Origin of the sequence: Qipengyuania nanhaisediminis, assembly GCF_900115585.1 — a bacterium.
Classification (GTDB): domain Bacteria; phylum Pseudomonadota; class Alphaproteobacteria; order Sphingomonadales; family Sphingomonadaceae; genus Qipengyuania; species Qipengyuania nanhaisediminis.
On the sequence record NZ_FOWZ01000004.1, the window covers coordinates 313,110 to 338,929 of the forward strand.

Annotated in this window: 25 protein-coding genes; 17 read left to right on the forward strand and 8 right to left on the reverse strand. The window is 61.4% G+C overall.

The genetic code is table 11. The annotated features are described in order from the left end of the window. Positions 1–24: 24 nt before the first annotated feature. Both BM173_RS12940 and BM173_RS12945 read right to left on the reverse strand, forming a co-directional pair. Positions 25–633, reverse strand: a complete 609-nt coding sequence (locus BM173_RS12940; protein WP_090482554.1) for a malonic semialdehyde reductase — start codon at positions 631–633, stop codon at positions 25–27. 27 nt (positions 634–660) lie between these two features. After that, positions 661–1,242: a NifU family protein gene (locus BM173_RS12945; protein WP_090482829.1), complete on the reverse strand. Its 582-nt coding sequence runs from the start codon at positions 1,240–1,242 to the stop codon at positions 661–663. Between the two features lie 97 nt (positions 1,243–1,339). Here BM173_RS12945 and BM173_RS12950 point away from each other — a divergent pair, with 97 nt between their 5' ends. The 9 genes from BM173_RS12950 to BM173_RS12990 all read left to right on the forward strand — a co-directional run bounded on the left by BM173_RS12950 (position 1,340) and on the right by BM173_RS12990 (position 14,024). Continuing rightward, a complete protein-coding gene (locus BM173_RS12950; protein ID WP_090482558.1) occupies positions 1,340–4,276 on the forward strand; it encodes a M16 family metallopeptidase in 2,937 nt (978 codons plus the stop codon). A gap of 111 nt (positions 4,277–4,387) precedes the next feature. Next, a complete protein-coding gene (locus BM173_RS12955; protein ID WP_090482562.1) occupies positions 4,388–5,761 on the forward strand; it encodes a class II 3-deoxy-7-phosphoheptulonate synthase in 1,374 nt (457 codons plus the stop codon). A 90-nt stretch (positions 5,762–5,851) separates the two neighbouring features. Then, positions 5,852–6,958 (forward strand): GGDEF domain-containing protein, encoded by a 1,107-nt coding sequence (locus BM173_RS12960; RefSeq protein ID WP_090482564.1) that lies wholly within the window; start codon positions 5,852–5,854, stop codon positions 6,956–6,958. A 178-nt stretch (positions 6,959–7,136) separates the two neighbouring features. Next, complete coding sequence (egtB, locus tag BM173_RS12965) at positions 7,137–8,363, forward strand: ergothioneine biosynthesis protein EgtB (protein ID WP_245755900.1); 1,227 nt, start codon at positions 7,137–7,139, stop codon at positions 8,361–8,363. Continuing rightward, positions 8,360–9,358: an L-histidine N(alpha)-methyltransferase gene (gene egtD, locus BM173_RS12970; protein ID WP_090482571.1), complete on the forward strand. Its 999-nt coding sequence runs from the start codon at positions 8,360–8,362 to the stop codon at positions 9,356–9,358. Before egtB ends, egtD begins: the two co-directional genes overlap by 4 nt. 53 nt (positions 9,359–9,411) lie before the next feature. Then, a complete protein-coding gene (locus BM173_RS12975; RefSeq protein WP_090482575.1) occupies positions 9,412–10,071 on the forward strand; it encodes a retropepsin-like aspartic protease family protein in 660 nt (219 codons plus the stop codon). A 40-nt stretch (positions 10,072–10,111) separates the two neighbouring features. Beyond that, positions 10,112–10,855 (forward strand): trehalose-phosphatase, encoded by a 744-nt coding sequence (gene otsB, locus BM173_RS12980; protein ID WP_090482579.1) that lies wholly within the window; start codon positions 10,112–10,114, stop codon positions 10,853–10,855. Next, on the forward strand, positions 10,840–12,639 hold the full coding sequence (locus BM173_RS12985) for a glycoside hydrolase family 15 protein (protein ID WP_090482581.1): 1,800 nt from the start codon (positions 10,840–10,842) through the stop codon (positions 12,637–12,639). Before otsB ends, BM173_RS12985 begins: the two co-directional genes overlap by 16 nt. Continuing rightward, the gene (locus BM173_RS12990) at positions 12,636–14,024 is read left to right on the forward strand and encodes an alpha,alpha-trehalose-phosphate synthase (UDP-forming) (protein ID WP_090482585.1); all 1,389 of its coding nucleotides are present in this window, start codon (positions 12,636–12,638) and stop codon (positions 14,022–14,024) included. Before BM173_RS12985 ends, BM173_RS12990 begins: the two co-directional genes overlap by 4 nt. Positions 14,025–14,031: 7 nt before the next feature. Here the strand turns inward: BM173_RS12990 and BM173_RS12995 are convergent, their stop codons facing one another. After that, positions 14,032–14,490: a response regulator gene (locus tag BM173_RS12995; protein WP_090482588.1), complete on the reverse strand. Its 459-nt coding sequence runs from the start codon at positions 14,488–14,490 to the stop codon at positions 14,032–14,034. A gap of 135 nt (positions 14,491–14,625) precedes the next feature. Here BM173_RS12995 and BM173_RS13000 point away from each other — a divergent pair, with 135 nt between their 5' ends. Both BM173_RS13000 and trxB read left to right on the forward strand, forming a co-directional pair. After that, positions 14,626–15,405: a tyrosine-protein phosphatase gene (locus BM173_RS13000; protein WP_090482592.1), complete on the forward strand. Its 780-nt coding sequence runs from the start codon at positions 14,626–14,628 to the stop codon at positions 15,403–15,405. A 64-nt stretch (positions 15,406–15,469) separates the two neighbouring features. Then, positions 15,470–16,435, forward strand: coding sequence for a thioredoxin-disulfide reductase (gene trxB / locus BM173_RS13005; RefSeq protein ID WP_090482595.1), 966 nt, complete (start codon positions 15,470–15,472; stop codon positions 16,433–16,435). 22 nt (positions 16,436–16,457) lie between these two features. On the opposite strand, the gene BM173_RS13010 is transcribed toward trxB, so the two are convergent. Genes BM173_RS13010 through BM173_RS13020 form a run of 3 tightly spaced genes read right to left on the reverse strand, consistent with a single transcriptional unit; the run spans position 16,458 to position 18,367 of the window. Next, positions 16,458–16,907, reverse strand: coding sequence for an MAPEG family protein (locus tag BM173_RS13010; RefSeq protein ID WP_090482598.1), 450 nt, complete (start codon positions 16,905–16,907; stop codon positions 16,458–16,460). An 11-nt stretch (positions 16,908–16,918) separates the two neighbouring features. Further along, positions 16,919–17,353: an MAPEG family protein gene (locus tag BM173_RS13015; protein ID WP_090482601.1), complete on the reverse strand. Its 435-nt coding sequence runs from the start codon at positions 17,351–17,353 to the stop codon at positions 16,919–16,921. A 54-nt stretch (positions 17,354–17,407) separates the two neighbouring features. Continuing rightward, positions 17,408–18,367, reverse strand: a complete 960-nt coding sequence (locus BM173_RS13020) for a threonine ammonia-lyase (RefSeq protein ID WP_090482833.1) — start codon at positions 18,365–18,367, stop codon at positions 17,408–17,410. 65 nt (positions 18,368–18,432) lie between these two features. On the opposite strand from BM173_RS13020, the gene BM173_RS13025 reads away from it, so the two are divergent. The 6 genes from BM173_RS13025 (at position 18,433) to BM173_RS13050 (ending at position 23,673) form a co-directional block, all read left to right on the forward strand. After that, positions 18,433–19,644 (forward strand): saccharopine dehydrogenase family protein, encoded by a 1,212-nt coding sequence (locus BM173_RS13025; RefSeq protein WP_090482604.1) that lies wholly within the window; start codon positions 18,433–18,435, stop codon positions 19,642–19,644. After that, entirely contained in the window at positions 19,644–19,829 is a 186-nt protein-coding gene (locus BM173_RS13030; RefSeq protein ID WP_090482607.1) for a hypothetical protein, read from the forward strand. The genes BM173_RS13025 and BM173_RS13030 overlap by 1 nt, the downstream gene beginning before the upstream one ends. Before the next feature lie 195 nt (positions 19,830–20,024). Continuing rightward, on the forward strand, positions 20,025–20,720 hold the full coding sequence (locus tag BM173_RS13035; protein WP_090482610.1) for a hypothetical protein: 696 nt from the start codon (positions 20,025–20,027) through the stop codon (positions 20,718–20,720). Between the two features lie 11 nt (positions 20,721–20,731). After that, positions 20,732–21,364: a hypothetical protein gene (locus BM173_RS13040; protein WP_090482613.1), complete on the forward strand. Its 633-nt coding sequence runs from the start codon at positions 20,732–20,734 to the stop codon at positions 21,362–21,364. Between the two features lie 99 nt (positions 21,365–21,463). After that, a complete protein-coding gene (locus BM173_RS13045) occupies positions 21,464–22,453 on the forward strand; it encodes a peptidyl-alpha-hydroxyglycine alpha-amidating lyase family protein (RefSeq protein ID WP_090482616.1) in 990 nt (329 codons plus the stop codon). A 41-nt stretch (positions 22,454–22,494) separates the two neighbouring features. Next, a complete protein-coding gene (locus tag BM173_RS13050) occupies positions 22,495–23,673 on the forward strand; it encodes a carboxynorspermidine decarboxylase (protein ID WP_090482618.1) in 1,179 nt (392 codons plus the stop codon). A gap of 3 nt (positions 23,674–23,676) precedes the next feature. Here the strand turns inward: BM173_RS13050 and BM173_RS13055 are convergent, their stop codons facing one another. Next, positions 23,677–24,690 (reverse strand): hypothetical protein, encoded by a 1,014-nt coding sequence (locus BM173_RS13055; protein WP_090482621.1) that lies wholly within the window; start codon positions 24,688–24,690, stop codon positions 23,677–23,679. A gap of 155 nt (positions 24,691–24,845) precedes the next feature. After that, positions 24,846–25,790 carry a DUF3137 domain-containing protein gene (locus BM173_RS13060; RefSeq protein WP_090482624.1) on the reverse strand — a complete coding sequence of 315 codons (945 nt, stop codon included), beginning with the start codon at positions 25,788–25,790 and terminating at the stop codon, positions 24,846–24,848. Positions 25,791–25,820: the final 30 nt, after the last annotated feature.

Consider the following 25,820-nt stretch of genomic DNA (forward strand, 5'->3'; position numbering starts at 1 on the left):
CCCCAGCCACGCGCCCGCTTCAAGTCAGGCGATCGTATTGAACTTGTCGAAGTCCGGTCGCGGGCTGCGGTCGAAAATCGTGGTCGCATCGCCGTAACCGATCGCGCAGATGAAGTTGGTCTTGTGTCTCGGATTGTCCCCGAAGAAGGCCTTGTCGACCGCGTCGGCATCGAAGCCCGACATCGGGCCGCAATCGAGGCCGATCGCGCGTGCTGCAATCATGAGGTAAGCACCCTGCAGGGAGGAATTGCGGAACGCCCCCTCCTTGCGACCTTCTTCGTCACCTTCGAACCAACTCTTCGCGTCGGTATGCGGGAAAAGCCAAGGAAGTTCTTCGTGGAAGTCGATATCGTATCCGATGATCGCAGTGACCGGAGCGGTCAGGATCTTGTCGGTGTTTCCTTCAGAAGCACAATCGGCGAGCTTCTTCTTTGCCTTTTCCGATTTCACCCAGATTATGCGCGAAGGCTGCATGTTCGCCGATGTCGGCGCCATCTTCAGCAATTCGTAGATCGCGTGGATCTGGTCGTCCGACACTTCCTTGTCGAGCCAGCCATTATAGCTGCGTGCCTCGCGGAATACCTGGTCAAGGGCGTCGGCGGAAAGGGTGGTGTCGTGAAACTGCTTGGTCATCGGATACTCGCGTGTCGAAATTGGAGTTCAGGCTGCGCGAACCTCAACGACCTCCGGGACATAATGTTTCAGCAGACCTTCGATCCCATGCTTCAGCGTAGCGGTGGATGAAGGGCAACCGGCGCAAGCGCCCTGAAGCTGAAGATAGACTACTCCGTCCCGGAACCCGCGATACTGGATGTCGCCGCCATCGCCCGCAACTGCCGGTCGCACCCGGGTTTCCAGCAATTCGTTGATCTGGGCAACGATATCGGCGTCGGCTTCGTTTTCCTCGACAAGCAGGTCTTCGTCCTCGGCCGGCACAGAAATGCCGCCTGCCGTCCCTGCGGCGAAGAGTGGGGCCTCGGACACGAAGTGATCGAGAAGGATCGAGAGGACCTGCGGTTTGAGGTCGGTCCAGCTCGCGCCCGGCGCGGCCGTGACGGTGACGAATTCGCCGCCGAAGAACACGTTCACCACTTCTCCCGTATCGAAAATCGCCTGTGCCAGAGGGCTGGCTTCAGCTGCCTCGGGTGAAGCAAATTCGCGGGTTCCCTGCCCCATGACCGGGCGGCCCGGCAGGAACTTTAGGCTGGAAGGATTCGGCGTGGTTTCGGTTTCGATGAACATGCGGGCCATGTAGTGATGCCGACCCACAGCGGCAAGCGAAGCTATCATTTGTTCGTGTTCACTGGTCCTTCACCAGCGGCGTACCTATACATGGGTCATGACTGATTTTCCGCGCGCCTTCCGGCGTATCGCGCTTTGCCTTCCACTCTCCTTGCTCGCGGTTCAGCCGCTGGCGGCGCAGGACATGCCCGTACCGTCCTCGCTCCAGGCGGAAGGGGAAGTTCCCTGGATTTACGAAGGCAGCGACGTCCCGCGCGACGAGGAATGGCTGTTCGGGGAGCTTGAGAACGGACTGCGCTATGGCGTGCGCGAGAACGGCGTGCCGCCGGGCCAGGTGTCGATCCGGGTCAGGATCGATGCGGGTTCGCTTTACGAAGAAGATAACGAGCTCGGCTATGCTCACTTGCTGGAACACCTGCTGTTCCGCGAGAGCAAATATCTCGGCATCTCCGAGGCTATTCCGACCTGGCAGCGACTTGGCGCGACTTTCGGCAGCGATACCAATGCCGAAACCAGCCCCACGCATACGGTCTACAAACTGGACCTCCCGAATGTAGACCCTGCGAAGCTGGAAGAGAGCATGAAGCTGCTGTCCGGCATGGTTCGCGCGCCTGTCCTGTCGGATTCCAATGTCGCTACCGAAGTGCCGATCGTTTTGGCAGAGAAGCGCGAACGTGGCGGCGTGAACGAGCGCGTTTCCGAAGCGTCCTTGCAGACGCTCTTCGCTGGTCAGCGGCTGGCCGAGCGCATTACTATCGGCACTGACGAGAGCCTTCGCGGTGCAACCGGCGCTTCGGTGCAGGCCTTCTACGACCGTTGGTATCGCCCCGAGAATACGGTGATTTCCGTCGTTGGCGATCTGGATCCGGTTCTGTTTGCCAGCCTCATCGAGAAGTATTTCTCCGATTGGGCGGTCGCGGGCGATCCTGCCCCGGCTCCGGATTTCGGTGATCCGCTACCCCCGGCAGGCGCGAGCGGTGCCAATCCCGTAGGCGACGTAGCGGTAATCGTGGAACCTTCGCTGCCGCGTGCTTTCACTTATGGCTATTTCAAGCCCTGGCGACAGGTCCTGGACACAATCGTCTACAATGAAGGCCGCCTGCGCGAACAGCTTGCCCTCCAGCTGATCAATCGCCGCCTGGAAGCGCGTGCGCGGTCCGGCGGAAGCTTCCTCTATGCCCAAGCGAACGAGGCCAAGATCAGCCGCTCGACACACGCGACACTGGTCCAGTTCGCTCCGCTGACGGAAGATTGGGAGCAGGCGCTTGCCGATGTTCGCTCGGTTATTGCCGACGCACTCGCCAATCCGCCGACGCGCGAAGAAATGGAGCGCGAGCTCCAGGAAATGGAAGTCGGCTATGCAAACCTGGTTGAGCAGCGCTCTGTCCTTGCCGGATCCGGTTATGCCGACGACCTCGTCAATGCGGTCGATATCCGGGAAGCCATTGCCGCGCCCGAAACCTTCCTGATGGTTTTCAACTCGATGCGCGAAAAGGCAACGCCGGAAAACGTGCTGGAGGAAACTCGCAAGCTTTTCAGCGGCAGTGTCGTTCGTGCGACGTACATCACCCCTGCTGCCGATGAGGCCACAGAGGAAAGCCTCGCGGCTGCATTGTCGGCAAAGGTTGATGCCAGCGGAGACGCCCGTCTTGCTGCGCAGAGTATCTCTTTCGAGGATCTCCCTCCTGTCGGAGAGCCCGGAACGGTTGTCGCGAGGGCTCCTCATTCCATCGGCGATGTAGAGCGGGTCGAGTTTGCCAATGGCGTCAAGGCGCTGTTGCTGGCCAACAATCACGAACCCGGCCGTGTCGCGGTAAAAGTTCGCTTCGGCGGCGGCTTGCGCGCGTTCGACGAAGACGAGGCCGCAATCATCCAGCTGGGTGAGGGCGCCCTGATCCAGTCGGGCCTCGGCGAACTTGGCCAGGAAGAGCTCGACCGCCTGGCAACGGGTCGCAAGATGGGCTTCGACTTCGCGATCGGCGAAGGCGCGTTCTCTTTTAATGCGCAGACCCGCAGACAGGACCTTGCCGACCAGCTTTACCTGTTCGCTGCCAAGCTGGGCATGCCACGCTGGGACGCTGCCCCGCTGGAACGCGCGAAAGCCGCTGCCCGGCTCGCTTACCAGAGCTATGGAGCAAGCCCTGCCGGTATCATCAATCGTGATCTCGAATATTACCTGTATGGGCAGGACCGTCGCTTCCTTACGCCGACACCTGAAATGCTCGACGCGGTTTCTCTGGCGGAATTCAGGGATACCTGGACGCCTGCCCTGCAGCAGGGGCCCATCGAAGTCCTGATCTTCGGAGACTATGACAAGGAAGCCGCCATCGAGACCCTGCGGCGCACGTTCGGCGCCCTGCCGGCGCGCGCGCCGCTGCCTGCCGATGTCGCTTCGGGCCAATTCGGCTTCGCAACTCCCGGCGAAACGCTCGTGCGCAATCATTCGGGAGAGGCCGACCAGGCCGCAGCCGTAATCGCTTGGCCGGTGGGTGCAGGCCCTGAGGAAATACGCAAGTCGCGCCAGCTCGCAATCCTGACGGAGGTGTTCAACAACCGACTTCGCGATGCAATGCGCGAACGTGCAGGGGCTAGCTATGCGCCCGTGGTTCGCCTTGATTGGCCGACAGACGTGGAAACCGGCGGCACAGTAACGGCGCTGGCGCAGCTGCGCCCGACCGACGTCCCGACCTTCTTCCGCGAGGCGGATCGCATTGCGAACGAACTGACCGTCACGCCACCGAGCGAGGACGAGCTTGCCCGCGCGACCGAGCCGCTCCGCAATTATTACGAGCGGATTTCGAGCGGTAACTACTTCTTCCTGCTCGAGCTGGAGAATTCGACTATCGACCCGCGTCGCATGATGGCCTTGCGCGGTTTGCTGAACGACTACTCCAGCACCACGCCCGAAGCTATGCTGGCTCTGGCCCAGGAATACTTTGCCGGGACGCCGGGCTGGCGAATGGCAGTGATACCCGAAGGGCAGGAACTGGCTACCGCAACTACCGCATCAGGAGCCGCTGCGACGGGTCGCTAAGACCCGATCACGGCAATCGCGCTTTTGCGCTGGCCAAGTTTATGCTGCTTGCGCGAAAAGGGCGGATGCGGTTGCGTGGACGACCGTATTTGATGGAAGAATGGAATTGTAATGGCACGCGAATGGGCACCCGATAGCTGGCAGGACTTCGAAGCACGGCACCTGCCGCGCTATGAAGACGCCGCTGCGCTGGAGGAAGCGACTACCGCGCTGTCGAGCCATCCGCCTCTCGTCTTTGCTGGTGAAGCGCGCGCGCTGAAGGCCGATCTTGCCGAGGTGGCAGAGGGCAAGGCCTTTCTGCTCCAGGGCGGCGATTGCGCCGAAAGCTTTGCAGAATTCCATCCCAACAACATCCGCGATACCTTCCGCGTGCTGCTGCAGATGGCCGTCGTCATGACCTTCGCCAGCAAGAAGCCCGTCGTGAAGGTCGGGCGCATGGCGGGTCAGTTCGCCAAGCCGCGCAGCTCGGATACCGAAACGCAGGGTGACATGACTCTGCCGAGCTACTTCGGAGACAATATCAACGGGATCGACTTCAATCCCGAAAGCCGGACCAACGATCCGCAGCGCATGGTGCGCGCCTACTACCAGGCGTCGTCAACGCTGAACCTACTGCGTGCCTTCGCAGGCGGCGGCTATGCGAACCTGCGCCAGGTCCACCAGTGGACGCTCGATTTCATGGGCCGCAGCCCGTGGGCCGACAAGTTCGGCAATCTTGCTGACCGCATTGGTGAAGCGCTCGACTTCATGGAAGCGTGCGGTGTCGATCCGGCAACGGTTCCGCAATTGCAGGGAACGAGCTTCTACACCAGCCACGAAGCGCTGCTCCTGCCTTACGAGCAGGCGCTGACGCGCCAGGATAGCCTGACGGGCGACTGGTACGACACCAGCGCCCATATGGTCTGGATCGGGGACCGCACCCGGTTCGAAGGCAGCGCGCACATCGAATTCGCGCGCGGTATCGGCAATCCGTTGGGCATGAAGTGCGGACCAAGTCTCGAAACGGATGCTCTGCTGAAGCTGCTCGACACGCTTAATCCTGCGCGCGAGCCCGGCCGCATCACGCTGATTAGCCGTTTCGGTCACGACAAGGTCGAGGACGGCCTTCCGCGCCTCGTTCGCGCAGTGAAGGCCGAAGGGCATCCGGTGGTCTGGAGCTGCGACCCGATGCACGGCAATGTCGTGAAATCGGACAGTGGCTACAAGACGCGGCCCTTTGATCGTATCCTGACCGAAGTGAAGGGCTTCTTCGCAGTGCACCGTGCCGAGGGCACCCATCCGGGTGGCATCCACGTCGAGATGACCGGCCAGGATGTGACAGAGTGCGTCGGCGGCGCTGTCGCTATCACCGACGAAGCGTTGAAGGATCGGTACCACACGCATTGCGACCCGCGCCTCAACGCCGCGCAGTCGCTGGAACTGGCTTTCCTGATCGCAGAGACGCTCAATGCCGAGCACGAGCAGGTGAGAGCCGACGCGGCCTAGCGCCGCTATCTAGGTAGCTTCCCTTAGTCCCTTCCTGACCGGGACTTCGTATCCACATGCCATTTCTGCCGCAGCGGCAGGAGGCATTGCTTGGATACAGGCGCTCATATCGGCAGGACTGATTTACCCCTGGCAATCGCGGCGGCGGTCGCGTTTTGCGCTGCCGTCGCGGCGGCGCTTGTCTCTTCGGTGATTGCGCTTGCGTTGGCAGGGTTGGGGCTCGGCTTGCTGCTGTTCCGCAATTCACGCCGGTCCAGGCGGCTTGCATCGCGCAACCGCCAACTGGCGCGGAATGTGGCCCACCTTGAAGTGGCGGAAGGCCTGGCTGGCATCGGCCGGTGGTGCGTCGAGCTGCCCGAAGAACGCCATATCTGGTCGGAAGAAATGTGCCATATCGCGGGCTTGCCCAGGGATACGGCTCCGACGCACCAATTGCTTGCCCGTCTCATGCCGGACGGCCTGTCCCAGCTGCGCACAACGCTGGGTGCTCACGCCATCGATCCCATGCCTTATGTCGTGGAGTTCGACGTCGTCCTGCGCACGGGAGAAGAACGGGTGTTGAGAGCGCGTGCGCGCAATGATTTCGGTCCTGACGGTGAACGCGAACGGGTATTCATGGTCGTGAGAGACGTCACGGAGGACTACGCCGTCGTCCGGCAAGTCGAGGAGGAAAAGAAGCGTGCTCTCGAACTCGCGGCCGAAGCGCAAAAGGAAGCGAATACGGACGCCCTGACCGGATTAGCCAGCAGGCGCGCGATCATGGCATCGCTGGATCGCTCCATCATAGAAGCCCAGCGGTCGCAAAGCGATTATTCGATCGTCATCTTCGACATCGATCATTTCAAGCAGATCAACGATCGCCATGGACACACCGTGGGAGATCGCGTCCTCAGCCATCTTTCCGAAATCGTCGTGCGCCAGGCGCGCGGGGCCGACCATGTGGGCAGGGTCGGCGGCGAGGAGTTTCTGTGGCTTTTGCCCGATTGCGACGCGAAAGCTGCCTTTGATGCTGCGGAACGTTTGCGCTGGGCGATCGAGGCGGGCACGCATTCCGCACCCATCCCTGAAATCACGATCAGTGCGGGGTACGCGACGCTTGTACCGGGCGAGGGAGCATTGACCTTGTTCGCGCGGGCGGATGCGGCGCTATACGAGGCTAAGCGCAAAGGGCGGAACCGCGTGGCCGATGCAGCGTAACGGGGCCTAAACAATCAAAGGTTAGCCTCTTGAAAAATCATGGTTTGCCCCCTTTCGTGCCGGATGATTTTTCGTCATGATGGCGGCGATTGCCGGAACCGGCAGTGATTTGAGCTATTGGGAACACTGAACCATTTGGGGGAGCGCGCCGATTACTTCTCGCGCGGCACGACAAGACATTAGCCCTGCAGGGCTGGCTAACGATTTCGCAGCGACCCGTTCGCTCAGCGAAGCGCTGGTCGAACCGCTTTCCGAAGCGGACGCGACCCTCCAGTCGATGGAAGATGCTTCGCCCGCCAAGTGGCACCTCGCGCATACGACGTGGTTCTGGGAGACGTTTCTCCTGCGCGACCATCTCGAGGGATACAGCCTGTTCGACGACAATTGGCCGTTCGTTTTCAATTCCTACTACGAGGCCGAGGGAGAGCGTATTCACCGCTTCTCGCGCGGCATGCTCTCTCGTCCCACCATGGCCGAAATCATCGACTGGCGCGCGAAAGTCGATGAGGCGATGCAGCCCCTCTTCGAACGGGAAGAACTGCGCCCCCTGATCGAACTGGGAATCGCGCATGAACAGCAGCACCAGGAATTGCTGCTGACCGATATCAAGCACGCTCTATTCCAGAACCCGCTCGGCGTGGCGATGTGGCAGGAAGAGCCGAAAGCTAATTCGAATACGCTTGAGCAAGAGTGGCATTCGCATCCCGGTGGGATCGCGCGGATCGGCCATCAGGAACAGGGCTTCGCTTTCGACAATGAAGGCCCGGATCACCGCGTCCTCCTCGAACCTTTCGAGCTTTCCTCCAGTCTCGTAACGAACGGCGAATGGGCCGAGTTCATCGCCGACGGGGGATATGAAACCGCGTCGCTCTGGCTGTCCGACGGTTGGGCATGGGTGAAGGAAAACGGCATTGCGGCGCCGCTTTACTGGAATGGGGACGAAGCGTTCACCCACTGCGGATCGCAGGTCTGGGATCCGAATGCTCCCGTGACACACATTTCTTATTTCGAGGCCGACGCCTTTGCCACATGGGCCGGCATGCGCCTGCCTACCGAGTTCGAATGGGAAGCCATCACCAGGGGGCAGGAGGGCGAGCTTGCCGCGCACGATCCGTGCGGCGGCAACCAGCTCGATCAAGCTGCACCGCCCTTGCCGGTCGGAGGCGAGGGCCTCTTCGGGGACTGCTGGCAATTCACGCGATCGGCTTACTTGCCCTATCCGCGTTTCCAGCCGGCCGAAGGCGCGGTTGGCGAATACAATGGCAAATTCATGAGCGGCCAGTTCGTCCTCAAGGGGGCAAGCTGCGCCACGGTGCGCGGACATTCGCGCGCCAGCTATCGCAATTTCTTTTATCCGCACCAGCGCTGGCAATTTACCGGCCTGAGGCTCGCGAGGGACGTATGACTGCATCACAAGGGATAGCGCTGGTCGACCGCGACGACGACGGGGTCGACAAGGCGTTCCGCAGCGACGTGCTGGCAGGCTTGCGACAGTCGCAAAAGGCGATCCCTGCGCGCTGGCTCTACGATGATGCCGGATCGCAATTGTTCGAAGATATTACGACGCTGGAGGAATATTACCCGACCCGCGCGGAAACGCAGATACTCGAAGCACGCGGGCCCGAGTTTCGGGACATGATCGGCAGCGATCGGGCGGTGGTCGAATTCGGGTCCGGCAGTTCCGTCAAAACGCCGCTACTGCTCAAGGCGATCGACCCTGCGGCATACGTCCCACTCGATATTTCGGGCGATTTCCTGCGCCAATCATCTGCCGCGCTTTCGGAAAAATTCCCCGGTTTGCCGGTCTATCCCGTCGAGGCCGACTTCATGAAGCCGGTGACTTTGCCGGAAGAGGTGGAACCGATGCGGAAACTCGGCTTTTTCCCGGGATCGACGATCGGCAACATGGTCGCGCGCACTGCGGTCGACCTGTTGCGCTCGATGCGAGCAACGCTTGGCGGGACCGAAGGCGAACGCCCGCTCCTTCTGATCGGAATGGACCTGGTGAAGGAAACCGCAGTCCTCGAGGCTGCGTATGACGATGCCAAGGGAGTTACGGCCGAATTCAATCTCAATCTCGCTCGCCGGATCAATCGCGAACTGGAAGGCACCATCCCCGTCGATGCCCTCGTTCACCGTGCGATCTGGAACGATGCCTATTCGCGGATCGAGATGCACCTTGAAGCGACCCGCGATCTCGAATTCGAGGTCTGCGACGAGCATTTCGTCATGACTGCCGGTGAGACGATTCACACCGAAAACAGCCACAAATTCAGTCCCCGCAGCTCGAACCTGCTGTTGCTGGCAGGGGGCTGGACGCCAATGGCGCGGTGGACCGATGACCAGGGGCGCTTTTCCGTCATACTCGCCGAAGCAAGCGAGCATCGCAACGCGCCGTGACACTTGGCACTGCGTTTATGGACGATGAGGGATAGCGTCCCTATATCGGTTCCATGGAAGGCGAAGCGATCCTCTCGGCAATAGCGGAACTGATCCGCGCAATCCCGCGATCGGGACTGCTTGTCGGCACGATTGTCGCACTGGTCGCAGGCTGGATCGGTTCGATGATGCTACGCCGCAAGGTTGCAGGCGGCAGGCTGGTTCGTTCCGTCAGCACGCTGGCGCTGGTCGGCATTCTCGTGACCGTCTTCCTGCAAGTGGCCCGCTTCGATCCGCGGCTCGATGCGATGACGGAGATCGGCCTGCCCGAGCAGACGATCGTGGGCGCGGAAACGGTCATCCCGATGGCGGCTGACGGTCATTACTGGCTGCGGGCGAATGTGAATGGCGTGCCGACCCGCCTGATGGTGGATACCGGCGCGACGCTGACGGCATTTTCCACGAGGTCTGCGGCTGCCGCAGGACTTGAGCCGAGACCGGGCGGATTGCCGGTCATGCTGGGCACGGCCAATGGCACGGTCACTGCAGATCTGACCACGGTGGAAAGCCTGTCCTTCGGCAATATCAGGGCCGAGGGTCTCGATGCCGTCATCGCCCCTAATCTGGGCAATACCAACGTCCTGGGGATGAACTTCCTTTCCCGCCTCGAAGGCTGGCGCGTAGAGAACGGCGACCTCATCCTGACGCCCGGTTCCGCCTTTCCCCAACAGTGAGCGTTTGACGCGGCGGCACCAAACGCTAAGCACGGGGGCGATGGCCAGCCCCCTCTCGCTACCGCCTCCTCCCGAGTTTCACGACCTGCTGGCGCAGGAACGTCTCGCCCTGTTTATCGATTTCGACGGGACGCTGGTCGAACTTGCACCCGAACCCGGCGCCATCGACGTCCCGCAAGACATGGTCGACAGGCTTCACCGGTTGCGCGACACGCTCGACGGCAGGCTGGCGCTCGTTACCGGTCGCGCGCTCGACGATCTGGAAAGCCATCTCGACGATATCACGGTGTGCCGGGCAGGGTCGCACGGCGTATCGCGCCTGTTTGCCGACGGTTCGCGCTTGGGCCGCGCCCCTGAAGGCCTGCCCGACGCGGTGGTCGGCGAGTTGCGCGAGTTCGCGGCCGAGCACGGCCTGCTCTACGAGGCAAAGAGCCACGGCGGTGCGATCCACTTCCGCGGCGCTCCGGAGAAGGAGGAGCGCGCCGTCGCTTTTGCCCGCTCGGTTGCCGAGGCGCACGACCTCCATCTCGCTACCGGCAAGTCCATTGCGGAAATCGTGCGGCCGGGCGCCGACAAGGGCGGGGCTGTGCGTGCATTCCTGTCCGAAGACCTCTTCGCAGGCTCGCTGCCGGTGTTCGTGGGTGACGACACGACCGATGAAGACGGCATGGCCGCTGCAAACGAATGCGGAGGTTTTGGCATTGCCGTGGGAGAGCGCGATAGCGACAACGCCCGTTATCACCTGAGCGGCGTGGGCGCCGTGCATCAATGGCTGGAACTGTGACACAAAGCTCTCTTGAACTTTCTCCCATCGGCAATTGCCAGGTCAGCGCCCTTGTTGACGAGCGTGCTGGCTTCGTCTGGGGCTGCGTCCCGCGGGTCGATGGCGACCCGGTTTTCTGCTCGCTGTTGAATGGCGACAGGCAGGACCAGGGCGTCTGGCGTTTTGAGCTTGAAGGGCAGGTATCATCCAGCCAGCATTACAAGCGCAATACCCCCATCCTTGTCACCCGACTTGAAGCGGAAGACGGCAGCGCGGTGGAGATCACCGATTTCGCGCCGCGATACGAAGGGTCGGGCAGGATGTACCGCCCGGTCGCCTTCACCCGCATCGTCCGGCCCGTCGCCGGCGCGCCGCGCCTTCGTGTACGGCTTGCGCCGCTCCACGGCTATGGCAGCGCCGAGGCGACGACCACCAACGGCACCAACCACGTTCGCTACCGGCTCGGCGACCAGACCATGCGTCTGTCGACCGATGCACCCGTCGGCTATGTGCTCGAAGGACGCAGCTATCGGGTGGAGGCGGACCAGCATTTCTTCCTCGGCCCTGACGAACCTTTTGTCGGCAATATCCGCAGCGAAATCCGGCGGATGGAAGCGAATACGCGCAAATACTGGCAGCACTGGGTGCGTGGCCTGCACATCCCGCTTGAATGGCAGGAAGAGACTATCCGCGCGGCGATCACGCTCAAGCTGTGCCAGCACGAGGAAACGGGTGCCATCGTCGCGGCCCTGACAACCTCGATCCCCGAAGCTGCGGGGAGCGAGCGCAATTGGGACTATCGCTACTGCTGGATTCGGGACAGCTATTACACCGTCCAGGCGCTCAACCGCCTCGGAGCGCTGGATGTCCTGGAGAAATATCTCGCCTACTTGCGCAACATCATCGACCAGGCGCGGGGAGGGCAGATCCAGCCGCTCTACTCGGTGATGGGCGAGGCGGAACTGCACGAAAGCTTTGCGGAAAACCTCGCGGGCTATCGCGGAATGGGCCCGGTTCGCGTCGGCAACGCGGCCTATAAACAGGTCCAGTTCGATTGTTATGGCCAGATCGTCATGCCCACTGCGCAGGCCTTCTTCGATACCCGACTGCTACGAATGGCGGACGAAACGGACTTCGCCCATCTAGAGGAAGTGGGCGAGGCCGCCTGGGCCAAGCACGACAAGCCCGATGCGGGCCTTTGGGAATTCCGCACGCGGCAAGAGGTCCATACCTATTCCGCCGTGATGTGCTGGGCGGCTTGCGACCGCCTCGCCAATGTCGCCGCGCGCCTCGGCAAGGGCGACAGGGTTCGTTACTGGAAGGACCGCGCCGAGGCGATCCGCGCCAAGATCGAAGAGAACGCGTGGAGCGAGGAGGGCGGACATTACGGCGCCAGCTTCGAAAGCGACTATCTCGATGCGAGCCTGCTGCAGATGGTGGAATTGCGCTATCTTGCGCCCGATGACGAACGCTTCCTGAAAACCTTCGAGGCGGTGGAGCGCGACTTGCGTCGCGGCGACCATATGCTGCGCTATGCGGCCGAAGACGATTTCGGCGCACCGGAGACCGCCTTCAACGTGTGCACATTCTGGCTGATCGAGGCGCTGCACCTGACAGGTCGCAGCGGCGAGGCGCGCGACCTGTTCTGCGCCATGCTCAGCCACACGACGCGTTCGGGACTGCTGAGCGAGGATCTCGATTACGAGACCGGCGAACTTTGGGGGAACTTCCCCCAGACCTACTCGCTGGTTGGAATAATCAATTCAGCCGGATTGTTGTCGAAACCATGGAGTGACGTCAGGTGAGCGAAGATGCGCGTCTTGTGGTTGTCTCCAACCGGGTGGCAGTGCCCAAGGCGCGCGGTGCGGCAGGAGCCCAAGGTGGTCTCGCCGGGGCATTGAATGCAGCGCTCAAGGATCGCAGCGGGGTCTGGTTCGGCTGGTCCGGCGAAGAGACGGAAGAGCATTCAGGCGAAATTTCCACGCAAACGACCGATGGCGTAACTACCGCCACGATCGACCTCTCGAAACGCGACGTCGATGAATATTACAACGGCTATGCCAATTCGACGCTATGGCCGCTGTTCCACTACCGTCTCGACCTTGCCGAGTACGAGCGCGAGACCGGCAAGGGGTACGAGCGCGTCAACGAACGGTTCGCGGAAACGCTGCACCCTCTGATCGAAGATGATGATATCGTCTGGGTCCACGACTACCACCTGATCCCCCTTGGGGAGAGGCTTCGGTCTCGCGGGGTCAAGAACCGGATCGGCTTCTTCCTGCATATTCCGTGGCCGCCGACGCGCCTGTTCGTGTCGCTACCCTATCATGAGCGGCTGGTGCGCACGATGCTGCACTACGACCTGCTTGGTTTCCAGACGCAGGAATGGCTGGACAGCTTCCTCCACTACTGCCGCACCGAACTGGGCGCCGAGGTCGACGATGCCACCGGCTCGATCACGCTGGATGGTTGGACGACGATCGCGCGGGCCTACCCCATCGGGATCGATTGGGATCATTTCACAAGCCTCGCAAACACGGGTGACGCGCGGCAGGCCGAACAGCGCTTGCTCAGCTCGACACGCCGACGCACGGCCATGATCGGCGTCGACCGGCTCGATTATTCCAAGGGATTGCCCGAACGCCTCGATGGCATCAGTCGTTTCTTCGACCGCTTCCCTCAGCGTGTCCGCGACCTTGTGTTCATCCAGATTGCGCCGCCGAGCCGAGAAGATGTCGAAAGCTACCAGCAGATCCGCACCCTGCTCGAGCAGAAGGCTGGCCAGATCAACGGCGCGCGTAGCGAGGTGGACCTCGTCCCTGTGCGCTACGTGAACCGCGGTTACAATCATGCCGAGCTATTCGGGTTCTTCCGGGCCGCGAAGATCGGCCTCGTCACGCCTTTGAGGGATGGGATGAACCTGGTGGCGAAAGAGTATCTGGCCGCGCAGGATCCCGAAGACCCGGGCGTACTGATCCTGTCGAGGTTTGCCGGTGCGGCAGCGCAGATGCAGGAAGCGCTGCTCGTCAATCCGCACAGCCCGGACGATCTATCTCACGCAATTGCGACTGCACTCGATATGCCGCTTGAGGAACGACGCAGGCGCTACGATGCGCTGATTTCCACTGTGCGCGACGACAATGTTCAGGACTGGACGAACAACTTCCTTCGCGACCTAGACGCGCGTTAGGCGAGATTTAAAGCATCACCCGCTTTTCGGGTGAGTCCCGCCACCGACCGGCCTTCTGCTCCAGATGCTCTATCAAGCTGCGATGCTGCGGCCGCTCGGCGCGCGCCTTCAGGACCAGATTGACCTCGTGCAACAGCATTTTGGCGTTGAACGGTTTGCGGATGAACGCCTGCGCGCCGTTGTAATAGGCGTGACTTTCGTCTCCAGCACCCGACAAGCCAGTGAACATGATTACGGGAAGATCGTAATTTTCTGCAGAACTGCGCAGTGAGCGAAGCACTTGTGCGCCTGTCATGCCTGGCATGTCGTGATCCAGCAGCAGGAGATCGGGCCGGCGCCATCGCAGCAGGTCCAGCGCTTTCTCGCCGTCGGGCACCCAGCCGCACACATGCCCTGCTTCGAACAATATATTGCTGGCCATGTCCGCGATGATCTCGTCATCGTCTGCGATGATAATTTTTGCCATTCCCGCTGTCCTTCGATCGCTGCCTGTTTGTTCGGTGCAATAAAGCAGCAGTAGGAACCCGCGGTACTCGCGCCTATACGCGTTCGCCCGTAGCGCGCATTGCGGGATGGGGGCGTGCCTGCCACACCGCGAAACATGATTCGCGATCCTTTCATCGAAACCGACGGCATCCATAATTTCCGCGACTACGGAGGGTGGGAGACTGCCGACGGCGCGCGCGTGAAGACCGGCCTGCTGTGGCGTTCGGGCCAGCATGTCGATGCCAGCGACGAGGACCTCGAAGCGATCGACAGGCTGCACATCCGCACGGTGATCGACCTGCGCGGCGAAAGCGAGCGAGAGCGCAATCCCTGCCGGCGTGTCGAAGGCTTCGACGGCGAAGTGGTTTTCTACGAGGGCGAAACCAGCTCCAGCCCGCCGCATATGGATGTGGATGCCGAAACGACCACGGCCGAGTTCGCGCGCAAGCGCATGATGGCAGTCTACACCCGCATGCCGCGCAATCCGGCGATGACCGAGATGTTCGGCCGCTATCTCAACATCCTGGCGGACAGGGAAGGGGCCAGCCTCGTCCATTGCTTTGCCGGAAAGGATCGCACCGGTGTCGCGGCCATGCTCTTGCTGCACATTCTGGGCGTCGACCGCGATCGGCAGATGGCGGAATTCCTTCGGACCAACGATGCACCAAGCATGGATGTGCTGGCCGCGCAGTCGGTGCCGGGGATAGAGGCACGGCTGGGTCGCAAGCTCGACGATAATGCGGTCAAGGCACTGCTCGGCGTGCAGGAAGACTACCTCGCGACATTTTGGAAAGAGGTGGAGGCAGACCACGGATCGCTCGATCGCTACATCGAGGATGCCTTAGGTGTGGATGAACTCCTTCGCGAGAGGCTGCGCAGCGCCTATCTGGCGTGACTCTCGCCCGACCAATCCCCATATAGCGCCTTCGCTTCAATTCAGACGATTTAGAGACAGTTTCATGGCTACCCATCGCACCAAAATGCTCATCATCGGTTCCGGCCCGGCCGGCTATTCCGCAGCCATCTACGGCGCGCGTGCGATGATGGAGCCGATCGTGGTGCAGGGCCTCCAGCCCGGCGGTCAGCTGACGATCACGACCGATGTCGAGAATTATCCCGGCTTTCGTGACGTGGTGCAGGGCCCCTGGCTGATGGAAGAAATGAAGGCGCAGGCCGAACATGTCGGCACGCGCATGATGTGGGATACGATCGTCGAGGTCGATCTCGAAAACGGCTCCCCCTTCCGTGCCGTGGGCGACAGCGGCGACGAATATATCGGCGACGTCTTGGTGATCGCCACCGGGGCACAGGCCAAATGGCTCGGCGTTCCGGGTGAACAGGAATTGGGCGGCAAGGGCGTTTCGGCCTGTGCGACCTGCGACGGGTTCTTCTATCGCGGTAAGAAAGTCGCCGTCATCGGTGGCGGCAACACCGCTGTCGAAGAGGCCCTCTACCTCACCAATCATTCCGACGATGTGACGCTAATTCACCGCCGTGACGAATTGCGCGCGGAAAAGATCCTGCAGGATCGTCTGCTGAACCACCCCAAAATTTCGGTGCTGTGGAACAAGACTGTCGAAAGCTTCGAGGCGGGTGACAATGGCGCGCTTTCGCACGTGCGCCTGCGCGACACGCAGACCGGTGAAGACAGCGATTTCGGCTGCGACGGCGCATTCGTCGCGATCGGCCATGCGCCTTCGACCGAACTGTTCAAGGGCAAGCTGCCCATGGACGACAGCGGCTACCTGCTGGTCGAAGCCGGTACGCCCAAGACCTCTATCCCGGGTGTGTTCGCGGCTGGCGATGTGATGGATCACACTTATCGCCAGGCGGTGACTGCAGCCGGCACGGGCTGCATGGCCGCGCTCGACGCCGAGCGGTTCCTAGCGACCCTCGAAGTGGCGGAACGCGAAGCGGCGGAGTAGGATTACCCCGCCGCATTCGCCGTTACAGGTGGATGTCGAAAGTGATGATCGCCGCGTGGAAGATCATCGCCATCAGCACGATGCTCGACAGAGCGAATAGCACGAAACGCACGAGCACGCGGTTGCTGGTCGACTGGACCAGCGAATGCATGACCCTGAGTCCGACATAAATCCAGGCCAGCAGCGCGTTCATGCCGTCACCGTAGCCGGTGATCGCCAGCACCAGCGCGATGGCGTAGAACACGGTCGGCGCTTCGTGCAGGTGATTGTAATTGTCGGCCTTCCAGCTGACTTTTTCCGGTAGTTCGGCCCGCAGGCTCGCTCCCGTAGAGCCAACCAGATTGGCGGCATCGATCTTGGGATTGCGGCTCATCGCGGGAATGCGGGTGCCATACATCCAAAACCACATGATCATCGTCCAGATCGCCAGCGCCACTACGGGCTGGAGGATGGGCGAGTGTGCGATATCCATCCGGTCTCTCCTTAAACGGCGAACATGGTAAGCGCGACAGCCCGCGAGGCGAGATAGCCGAGCGCGATCGTGGCGAGCACGAACAGCGGGAAGCGGACCGAGACCGTGTTCACGGTTGCCTGCCAGACCGAATGGATGATGCGAAGGCCGACATATATCCACGCCACCAGCGCATCGACGCCGGTGCCGCCCAGCAAGGCGATGATGAGGACGGCCGGGTAAAAGATGGTCGGCTGTTCCATCAGGTGCGCGTAGTTGTGGGATTTCCACTGCACCTTGTCCGGCAATACGCCTTCCAGGTCCTGTCCGCGGCCGCCCGGCTTGGCGTTGCCGAGGTCCATGCCGCTCTTCTTCATGGCCGGAAAGCGGGTGAACGCCATCCACAGCAACATGATAAGCGACCAAGCGATCAGCACCGCTGCCGGTGCCAGCATTTGAGCCTGCATTGAAAGAACTCCCTCCCTTTGTGCCCGCATGGGTGATGCGGGCCGCGCCGATTGTCAAACTCCGCGTAGCGTTTGGGCGAAGCTGTCGGCGTCTGTGTTGCCGCCGGTGATCATGATGACAGTGTCCTCGTCCAGCTTAACCTTGCCGGCGAGCGCCGCCGCGAGCGCTGCCGCGCCACCGGGTTCCACGACGAGGTTGAGCTTCGAAAAGGCAAAGCGCTGCGCCTCTCGCACTTCCTCGTCGGTCACGGTTACTCCGGGCTCGGCGCGCCCTTGCAGCACGTCGAGGTTGATCGGCTTTGTCGCATCGGGCTGCAATGCGTCGCAAATGGTGGAAGGCGGATCATCGGCTACACGCACCACTTCGCCTGCCTCCAGCGCTTGTCCGACCATGTCCCACCCGTGCGGCTCGACTACGTGGATCGCGCTTTCAGGGCAGGCGAGGGCGAGGCCGGCTGCCAGTCCGCCGCCACCGCAGCACACGATCAGACGTGACGGGGCCCGGCCAAGCTGCTCCTCGATCTCTATACCTGCGCTTCCCTGTCCTTCGATCACCCAGGGATCGCCGAAAGCGTGGACCAGCGTCCCGCCGCGTTCCGCAACCAGCTTGGCCGCGACCTCGTCGCGATCCTCGCCGGGACGTTCGTAGAGCACTATCTCTGCACCAAGGGCGCGCGTCGCTTCCAGCTTCACTCGCGGCGCATTGCGCGGCATGACGATGGCAGCCTCGATCCCGAGCCGGCGTGCCGCCCAGGCGACACCCTGCGCGTGATTACCCGAGGATACGGCGATGACGCCGCGTGCCTTCTCTTCCTCGCTCAGGTTCGCAAGTCGCCACCAGCCGCCGCGAATCTTGAAGGCGCCCACCGGTTGGAGGCTCTCGGCTTTCACATGTACCGCGACACCGCCAATCTCGACGGGAAGCAGCGGGCTCGGCGGCAGGATTTCGGCGATCGATGCGGCGGCATCGATGACGCCCTGTCTCGTCGGTTTGCGCATATCGTCTCGGATCATTTGGCTGCGATAGCGCATTTCGCTAGGGGGCAGGCAAGAATCGAATTCAGCTAAGAGGTTTTCCCATGTCGACAGTTCTGGTCATCGGCGCAGGCGGCGTCAGCAGCGTGTGCGTTCACAAGATGGCGATGAACAAGGATATCTTCACCGATATCCATCTCGCCAGCCGCACCAAGAGCAAGTGCGACACCATCGCAGCCAGCGTGAAAGAGCGCACCGGCGTCGGCATCAGCACTTATGAGATCGACGCGGAAGAAGTCCCGGCGATGGTCCGCCTGATCAAGCAGGTGCAGCCGAGCCTGGTCGTAAATCTCGCGCTTCCGTATCAGGATCTGCCGATCATGGATGCTTGCCTCGAAGCTGGCGTCGATTACCTCGACACGGCCAATTACGAACCCAAGGACGAAGCCAAGTTCGAGTATCACTGGCAGTGGGCCTATCACGATCGCTTCAAGGAGGCGGGGATCATGGCGCTGCTGGGATCGGGCTTCGATCCGGGCGTGACGAGCGTTTTCACCATGTGGCTGAAGAAGCACAAGCTGAAGACGATCCGCCAGCTCGACATTCTCGACTGCAATGGCGGCGACCATGGTCAGGCGTTTGCCACCAATTTCAATCCGGAAATCAACATCCGTGAAGTCACCGCGCCTGCGCGCCATTGGGAAAACGGCGAATTCGTCGAAACCCCGGCAATGGGCAAGAAGGTCGAATTCGACTTCGAGGGCGTGGGCCCCAAGAACATGTACATGATGTACCACGAGGAGCTTGAAAGCCTCGCCAAGTTCAATCCTGAACTGGAACGGGCGCGTTTCTGGATGACCTTTGGCGATGAGTACATCAAGCACCTGACCGTCCTCCAGAACGTCGGCATGACGCGGATCGATCCGGTCCGTTATCAGGGCAAGGACATCATCCCGCTGCAATTCCTCGCCGCCGTCCTGCCCAAGCCCGAAACCCTGGGGGAAACGACCAAGGGCAACACCAATATCGGCGTCATCGCGACGGGCGAAGCGCTCGACGGCTCGGGCGAAAAGACGTTCTACATCAACAATATCTGCAGTCACGAGGCGGCTTATGAGGAAACCGGCAACCAGGCGGTCTCCTATACCACTGGCGTACCCGCGATGATCGGATCGGCCATGATGGTCACCGGCAAGTGGGACGGCGACGGCGTCTTCAACATGGAAGAAATGGATCCCGATCCGTTCATGGACATGCTCAATGAACATGGCCTGCCCTGGCAGGTGAAGGAAATGGACGGCCCGGTCGAATTCTGATGCGCGTGAAAGCCGCGCTTGGCGCTATCGCACTTGTCGGCGCAGCGTCCGGCGCGGCTGTTCAGGCACAACAATCCAGGCAGCCGGTGGCGCAAGCGGCGTTCGACGCTGCTGCGGCCTGGGAGGAGTTCGAAACCCTCCTGCGCGGCAAGTACGTCAAAGCAGAGCGCGCTAATCATATCTAAGCATAGGAGCGGTTCGGCCTCCGCTTAAACATAGGTAATAGTGGTCGTGGCGAGGTCGCCACAGTCAGCGGGCAGTATCGACTTTGCGGCTTTGCAGGATTGACCCTCTATCCATCGTATATATACCTCGCGTCGTCTTTCACGGACGCGCCCGGACGGAATTATCTGCCGGGTGATTTGAGGGGTACGTAATCAATGAAAAAATCTGTCGCAGCCCTCGGGCTGCTTAGCCTTGCCGCATGCGCTAACCCGTATGTCGGTACGCCTTATACCGCGCCTACCGTACCGGTGACATCCGTCGCCATCGTCGATGACACGCTCGGCGACGATGCAGTCGCATATGAAGCGGCCTCGACCATGGGCAACTTCGGCCTGCTTGGCGCACTTATCGACGCTGGCGTTCAGGGCTCGCGCAAGAGCCGCGTCAACGAAGCGCTGGAAAGCGTGAACCACACGCCCGAAGCAAACTTCGAAAGCTATCTTATCGCTGCATTGGCAGAAGCCGACATCGAAGCTGCCATGCTCGAAGGTCCGGACAGGGACAAGCGCGAGTTTCTGGAAGACTATCCGACTGCACCCGAAGGTGTTCAGGCGCTGATCGACTTTAACGTCACCGCCTACGGATATGTCAATTCGGGTAACCAGCTTTGGCGTCCGACCGTGGCAGCCGACGTCAGGATGATCGATGCCGGTACCGGAGCGACGCTGATGGAAAACCGCATCATCTACAATCCGGTCGATGCACAGGCTGGCATTATCACTATCGCGCCGAGCCCTGACTATGCGTTTCAGAACCGCGAAGACATGATCTCCCAGCCCGAACGCCTGGCTGAGGGCATCGACGTCGCGCTCAAGGAAGTGGCGGAAACTGCCGTCCGCCTGATGCGGTGACGGGGTTCGCGATGAAGAAAGCGACGCTTCTTCTCGCGGCGGCTTCGGCGGCTCTGGCCGGGTGTGCGACGACCACGCCCAGCTATCCCGCCACGCTGTCGTTCGATCGCACGGACTGCGCCGATGCGCCGGAAACGGTCACGGCTGTCAGCCTGACGCCGGACAAGGACAAGAAGATCTGGGTGCTCGACAACGAGCTTTCGGCCAGCGGCCCGTGCCTCGTGCGCAATGGGTCGTCGGGCCCCTACATGGTCTTTGCCCTGCCGGATCCGAGCCGTGCCAAGATGGTAGAGTTGGGCGCTGCGCTCGATTTCGCTCGGGTTGTGTCGCCGCAAGTGGTGTTGCTGGATGCCGATGGCGTGGAAACGCGCGCGTTTACGCGTGACCAGTACATGTTCCGTCCCGGTCTCCTGTCGGTACAGTTCGTGCCGCAGGAAAACGAGCGGTACGCGCTGGTGACTGTCGATCCCGAACCGATCGGGGAGAGCCACGACACCATCGTGGCGGGTACTGCGACGACGACCATCTATACCGGTTTCGGTGCGTCCAACTGGCGCAGCGGGCACGAAGCGATGATGTCGCGCGGGTTTTCCTACGAAGGACCGATCCGAGCGCTGGTCTACCGTCCAGACAAGGAAAAGTAGGTCCAGTCGTGATTGAAACGGGGGCGGGGAGGCGAAGTCTTCCTGCCCCTTTTCACGTTTGCCTTTGACGCGGACGGCTCGCGGCATAGTATCGCGGCCATGAGCAAGCAGATCGCCCTGGTCATCTTACTCGCAGCGGGCGCGCTTGCGTCCTGCAACGCCCAGCCGCGCGAGCAGGCGCCTCGCATCGCCATCGACAGTCAATGGCCTGAGTTGCCGGAAGATGCAGTTTTCGGGCAGCCGAGCGCTGTCGATGTCGATAGCCATGGCCATGTCTTTGTCCTTCACCGCGCAGGGCGAGAATGGGTAGAGCCTTTTACCACGGAGGCTATCGCGCAGCCGACAGTGTTCATGTTTTCACCCGAAGGCGCGCTTCTTGCCCGCTGGGCTGCCGACGAGCTCGTCATGCCGCACGGCCTTTCCATCGACGATGAGGACGATATCTGGATTACCGATGTCGCGCGCGAACAGGTCCTGCGGTTTTCGCACGACGGCATCCTGCGCTCCGAATGGGGCGTTCGCGGACAAGCGGGGCAGGATGGCGAGCATTTCGGCCGTCCTGCGGACATCGCCTTTCTCGGCGACACGGTGCTTATCGCCGATGGCTACACGAACAACCGGATCGCGCGTTTCGACCGCGAAGGCAATTTCCTCGGCCAGTGGGGAGAAGAAGGGCAGGATGCCGGAGAATTCGACCTGCCGCATGGCATCTCCACTGATGGCGAGCGGATATTCGTAGCCGATCGGGAAAACGCCCGCATCTCCGTACTCACTACCGATGGCGAACCGGCGGGAGAGTGGCGCGGCCTCGAACGCGGCCACACCTACAGCGTAAAGCCGCTCGGCGGCGGCTGGAGCCTGGCGGTCGAGGGGCGGGATATGCTCGATCGCAATGGAGCTATCATGCGCGTTTACCGGCCCGATGGCACGGTCGAAAGGTCTTTCGACCTCGGCCTCGAAGGCGACAACGCCAGCCTCGGGCACGACATTGCGCTCGATCGCGCGGGCCGGGCCTACATGATCGACGTCTATGGCAACCGGGTTATCCGCTTCGATCTAGCCGGAGTCGAAACCGACCGGGACGAATAGGCCTCTTCCCTCCGGGCGCGCTGCACCCTAAGTCGCGGCGCATGGAAACAAAAGCCGGCGACCCCGGGGCATTTGCCCATTTCGACCTCAACCGCGTCAGCAGCCCCGCCTTCGTGGTCGACGCGGCCAAGCTGCGCGCGAACTGCCAAATACTGGCGGAAATCCGCGACGAGGCCGATATCAAGGTGCTTTCGGCCCTCAAGGCGTTCTCGATGTGGGCGACCGCGCCGATCATCGGCGAATATCTCGACGGCGTATGCACATCGGGCCTGTGGGAAGCACGGCTGGCGAGCGAATTCTACGACGGCGAGATCGCGACCTATTCGGCGGCCTATAAACCGGAAGAGCTGGAAGAGGTCTGCCGCCTTTCGGATCACGTAATTTTCAATTCCCCCGGCCAGATGGAGCGCGCGACGCTGATCCTCGACGCCGCGCGCGCGGCGGGACAGGATTTCGACGTTGGCCTTCGCATCAATCCGATGCACCCGACCGGCGAGGTTCCCCGCTACGACCCGTCCAGCCCCGGCAGCCGCCTCGGCTTTCCCATCGACCAGCTGACGCCGGAAATCATGGAAGGCGTCGACGGGATCCACTTCCACAATCTGTGCGAGCAGGATTTCGAACCGCTCCATGCCACCTGGGACAAGGTCTTCGACGCGATCGAGCCGTGGTTCGGCCAACTCAAATGGATCAACATGGGCGGCGGTCACCACATCACCCGCGCCGATTACCAGCGCGAAGAGCTGATCGAATTCCTGCGCGATGCGAAGGATGACACGGGCGCCGAAATCTATCTCGAGCCGGGCGAGGCCGTAGCACTCGATGCAGGCATCCTCGTCGGCACGATCCTCGATACCGGCCACAACGAGCTGCCGGTTGCGGTCGCCGACATTTCCGCCACCTGCCATATGCCCGACGTGATCGAAGCTCCCTATCGGCCCGCCATGCTCGGCGAGGCGACGGACCACGAGACACCCGAGGTCCGCATCGGCGGTCCCTCGTGTCTCGCTGGCGATGTGATCGGCGACTATCGCATTCCCGCGGGCGCACAGGTCGGCCAACGCTTCGCCTTCCTCGACCAGGCACATTATTCGATGGTGAAGACGAACACCTTCAACGGCGTCCAGCTACCCAGCATCTACCTCTGGGATAGCGAAATCGACCAGCTCGAGCTGGTGAAGGAGTTCGGCTACGATACGTTTAGGGACCGGTTGAGCTAACGCTTAGCAAGGGTTGCGCGGCATCCAGTCGGACACTGAATGATACCCGCGCCCCGACACGAAACCGGTAGCGGTGCCGCCGACTTGTGTGATTGTCAGATTGGCCCCGGTCGAACCCTCGTCCTTGCCGATAAGGCGCGTCCCTGAGCAGTCGAAATTCAAGATATCGCCGCGCGACATCCAGTCACTGTATAAGCGGTTGCCCGCGAGGTCGTAAATCCTGATGTAGTCGCGTCCGTCGGCCTCCTTGAAAGCCATCGCGATCTTGGGCGATCCGGCGGCATGCTTGCCGGTAATATCGAAATACCTGCTCGTATAATCGATACCGTATGTGAGTACTGGATCAAGATCCCCTGTTGCCATGTCGAAGCGGAAAAGGTGCTCTGGGTAGTTCAGGCCGACAGCACCGCCGGTGAAATACACCACGTCGTCCTCATCCTTGACCGGACTCCAGGCCACATCGAGAATGCTGAAATTCCATAGGACGAGAGAGAGGGTCTCGCTGCCGATCTCGTAAACCCACAGGCGTCGCTCGGCATCGGAGCCAAGATTGTTCGGTTCGGCAGAGCTTTCCGTGAACACGAGGCGGGTGCCGTCCGGGGAAAAATCCATCCAGTGGACGCGCCCCGATCCCGGAGCGCGATCGTCTCTCGCGGAGATGAGCGACTTTGCACCTATTTCGACTGGCGACGCCGTCCAATTCGTGAGGTAGATGTCGCCTGCTTCAGCATAAGCGATCACCGCATATTCTTCGTCGGAGGCTGCAAAGCCGTCAAGCTGGGCGGGCGCAGCGGCGTGGACGGTTACGAAGGATGAGGCATCGATATCGGTAAGCCTGACATCCTGCGATTTGCGTCCGTTGTACTGGTAAAGGATTTCGGGCTGAAAGTCGGCGGCATCGTCCTTGCCGCCTTTTCCGCCACCCCCGCCACCTTTCCCTTCGGGCGGCGCCGCACTTGATCCGACTGCCAGAGCCGCGGCGAGAAGGGTGAATGCGAGAGGACGGATTGCGGACATGACGGGTCTCCCTAAGGAATGCTTGTGAGCGCGACCTGTCGTTTTTGGGCGACCGCCGAATTTCATAGCACATTCTGGAAGAATGGCCGAATTCTGCGGTTTCCCCGGCTTAATTGTCTGATTTACCGGTGCTACCTATGTGGTTGCAAACCGCTTCAATCTGTTCGTAGCCGGTTCAGCGCCAGAGCCAGATCCGCCAGCCGGGCAAACTGCCCGATCGTCTCGCGCACAAGGAAAGCGTCCTCGTTGTGGTCGAGCGAGCCGCTTTCGAACATGTTGCTGCTCTTGATCGCCATCACCATACTGCCGCCGGTGAACAGGACCGCGCTGTGTTTGCCGCCGAGCGAATGTTCCAGCGCCATGATGCGCTCGATATATTCGGGGTGCATCAGCCAGCGCGCCTCGGTCTGGTCCGTGGTGTAGATGTCGAAGCGATCCTCGAATTCGGGGCTGACCATCTGCGCGCGGTCGAGGACCTGTCCGTCGACCTTGATGCTATCCCTTGCGCCGCCGAAGAACTTGCTGAATGCACCATCGGGAGCGAGCAGGGTGGTGCCGTGGAATGGCTGGTCGAAGCCGATCGACAGGATCACCCCGCGAAACACCGTGACCCAGCGGCGGTTCTTGCCCGATCCGCGGCGTTCTTCGAGATGAGCCTCGTGCAGCAGTAGAGAGTGTCCTGCCGCTTCACCCGCCCACATGTCCTCGAAGGTTGCCCGGTCATGCGAGGGAAGCATCGAATAGTCGCGCGACTTGCCGAACGCCTCGCTGCCCTCGCAATCATGACGGTAGGCAAGGCCGAGCGCATCGGCGATCGCCTCGTTGATGCCGGTTTTTACCTGCTTCTTTGCCTTGTGCTTCGGCACTTGGCTCCACGCCCACGCCCCACCGGCTGCAATGGCGATGATCCAGAATTTGGGTTCGAGGGGAAGCGGGGCGAGGATGAAGAGGAATGCGGCAAGGGGGAGCAGGACGAGGCCGGACTTGAACAAGCGGTCATGCGACTGCGCGATCGCATCCTGGCGTACCTGGCGCTGACCCTGCAGCCATTCGCCAAGTTCGCCTGCCATCAGCCGGTCGGCGTCCGGATATTCGATCACGCGTACTTTCCCCCTTAACCCTTGTTCCCT

Bases quoted from the DNA above. Each gene is read 5' to 3' on its own strand.
- BM173_RS13025 (WP_090482604.1), top strand. From the start codon at position 18,433: ATGTCGACAGTTCTGGTCATCGGCGCAGGCGGCGTCAGCAGCGTGTGC.
- BM173_RS13035 (WP_090482610.1), top strand. From the start codon at position 20,025: ATGAAAAAATCTGTCGCAGCCCTCGGGCTGCTTAGCCTTGCCGCATGC.
- BM173_RS13040 (WP_090482613.1), top strand. From the start codon at position 20,732: ATGAAGAAAGCGACGCTTCTTCTCGCGGCGGCTTCGGCGGCTCTGGCC.
- BM173_RS12955 (WP_090482562.1), top strand. From the start codon at position 4,388: ATGGCACGCGAATGGGCACCCGATAGCTGGCAGGACTTCGAAGCACGG.
- BM173_RS13055 (WP_090482621.1), bottom strand. From the start codon at position 24,690: ATGTCCGCAATCCGTCCTCTCGCATTCACCCTTCTCGCCGCGGCTCTG.
- BM173_RS12945 (WP_090482829.1), bottom strand. From the start codon at position 1,242: ATGTTCATCGAAACCGAAACCACGCCGAATCCTTCCAGCCTAAAGTTC.
- otsB (WP_090482579.1), top strand. From the start codon at position 10,112: ATGGCCAGCCCCCTCTCGCTACCGCCTCCTCCCGAGTTTCACGACCTG.
- BM173_RS12995 (WP_090482588.1), bottom strand. From the start codon at position 14,490: ATGGCAAAAATTATCATCGCAGACGATGACGAGATCATCGCGGACATG.
- BM173_RS13015 (WP_090482601.1), bottom strand. From the start codon at position 17,353: ATGCAGGCTCAAATGCTGGCACCGGCAGCGGTGCTGATCGCTTGGTCG.
- BM173_RS13020 (WP_090482833.1), bottom strand. From the start codon at position 18,367: ATGATCCGAGACGATATGCGCAAACCGACGAGACAGGGCGTCATCGAT.
- BM173_RS12950 (WP_090482558.1), top strand. From the start codon at position 1,340: ATGACTGATTTTCCGCGCGCCTTCCGGCGTATCGCGCTTTGCCTTCCA.
- BM173_RS13010 (WP_090482598.1), bottom strand. From the start codon at position 16,907: ATGGATATCGCACACTCGCCCATCCTCCAGCCCGTAGTGGCGCTGGCG.
- BM173_RS13000 (WP_090482592.1), top strand. From the start codon at position 14,626: ATGATTCGCGATCCTTTCATCGAAACCGACGGCATCCATAATTTCCGC.
- BM173_RS13050 (WP_090482618.1), top strand. From the start codon at position 22,495: ATGGAAACAAAAGCCGGCGACCCCGGGGCATTTGCCCATTTCGACCTC.
- BM173_RS12975 (WP_090482575.1), top strand. From the start codon at position 9,412: ATGGAAGGCGAAGCGATCCTCTCGGCAATAGCGGAACTGATCCGCGCA.
- BM173_RS13045 (WP_090482616.1), top strand. From the start codon at position 21,464: ATGAGCAAGCAGATCGCCCTGGTCATCTTACTCGCAGCGGGCGCGCTT.
- BM173_RS12985 (WP_090482581.1), top strand. From the start codon at position 10,840: ATGGCTGGAACTGTGACACAAAGCTCTCTTGAACTTTCTCCCATCGGC.
- trxB (WP_090482595.1), top strand. From the start codon at position 15,470: ATGGCTACCCATCGCACCAAAATGCTCATCATCGGTTCCGGCCCGGCC.
- BM173_RS12940 (WP_090482554.1), bottom strand. From the start codon at position 633: ATGACCAAGCAGTTTCACGACACCACCCTTTCCGCCGACGCCCTTGAC.
- BM173_RS13030 (WP_090482607.1), top strand. From the start codon at position 19,644: ATGCGCGTGAAAGCCGCGCTTGGCGCTATCGCACTTGTCGGCGCAGCG.
- egtD (WP_090482571.1), top strand. From the start codon at position 8,360: ATGACTGCATCACAAGGGATAGCGCTGGTCGACCGCGACGACGACGGG.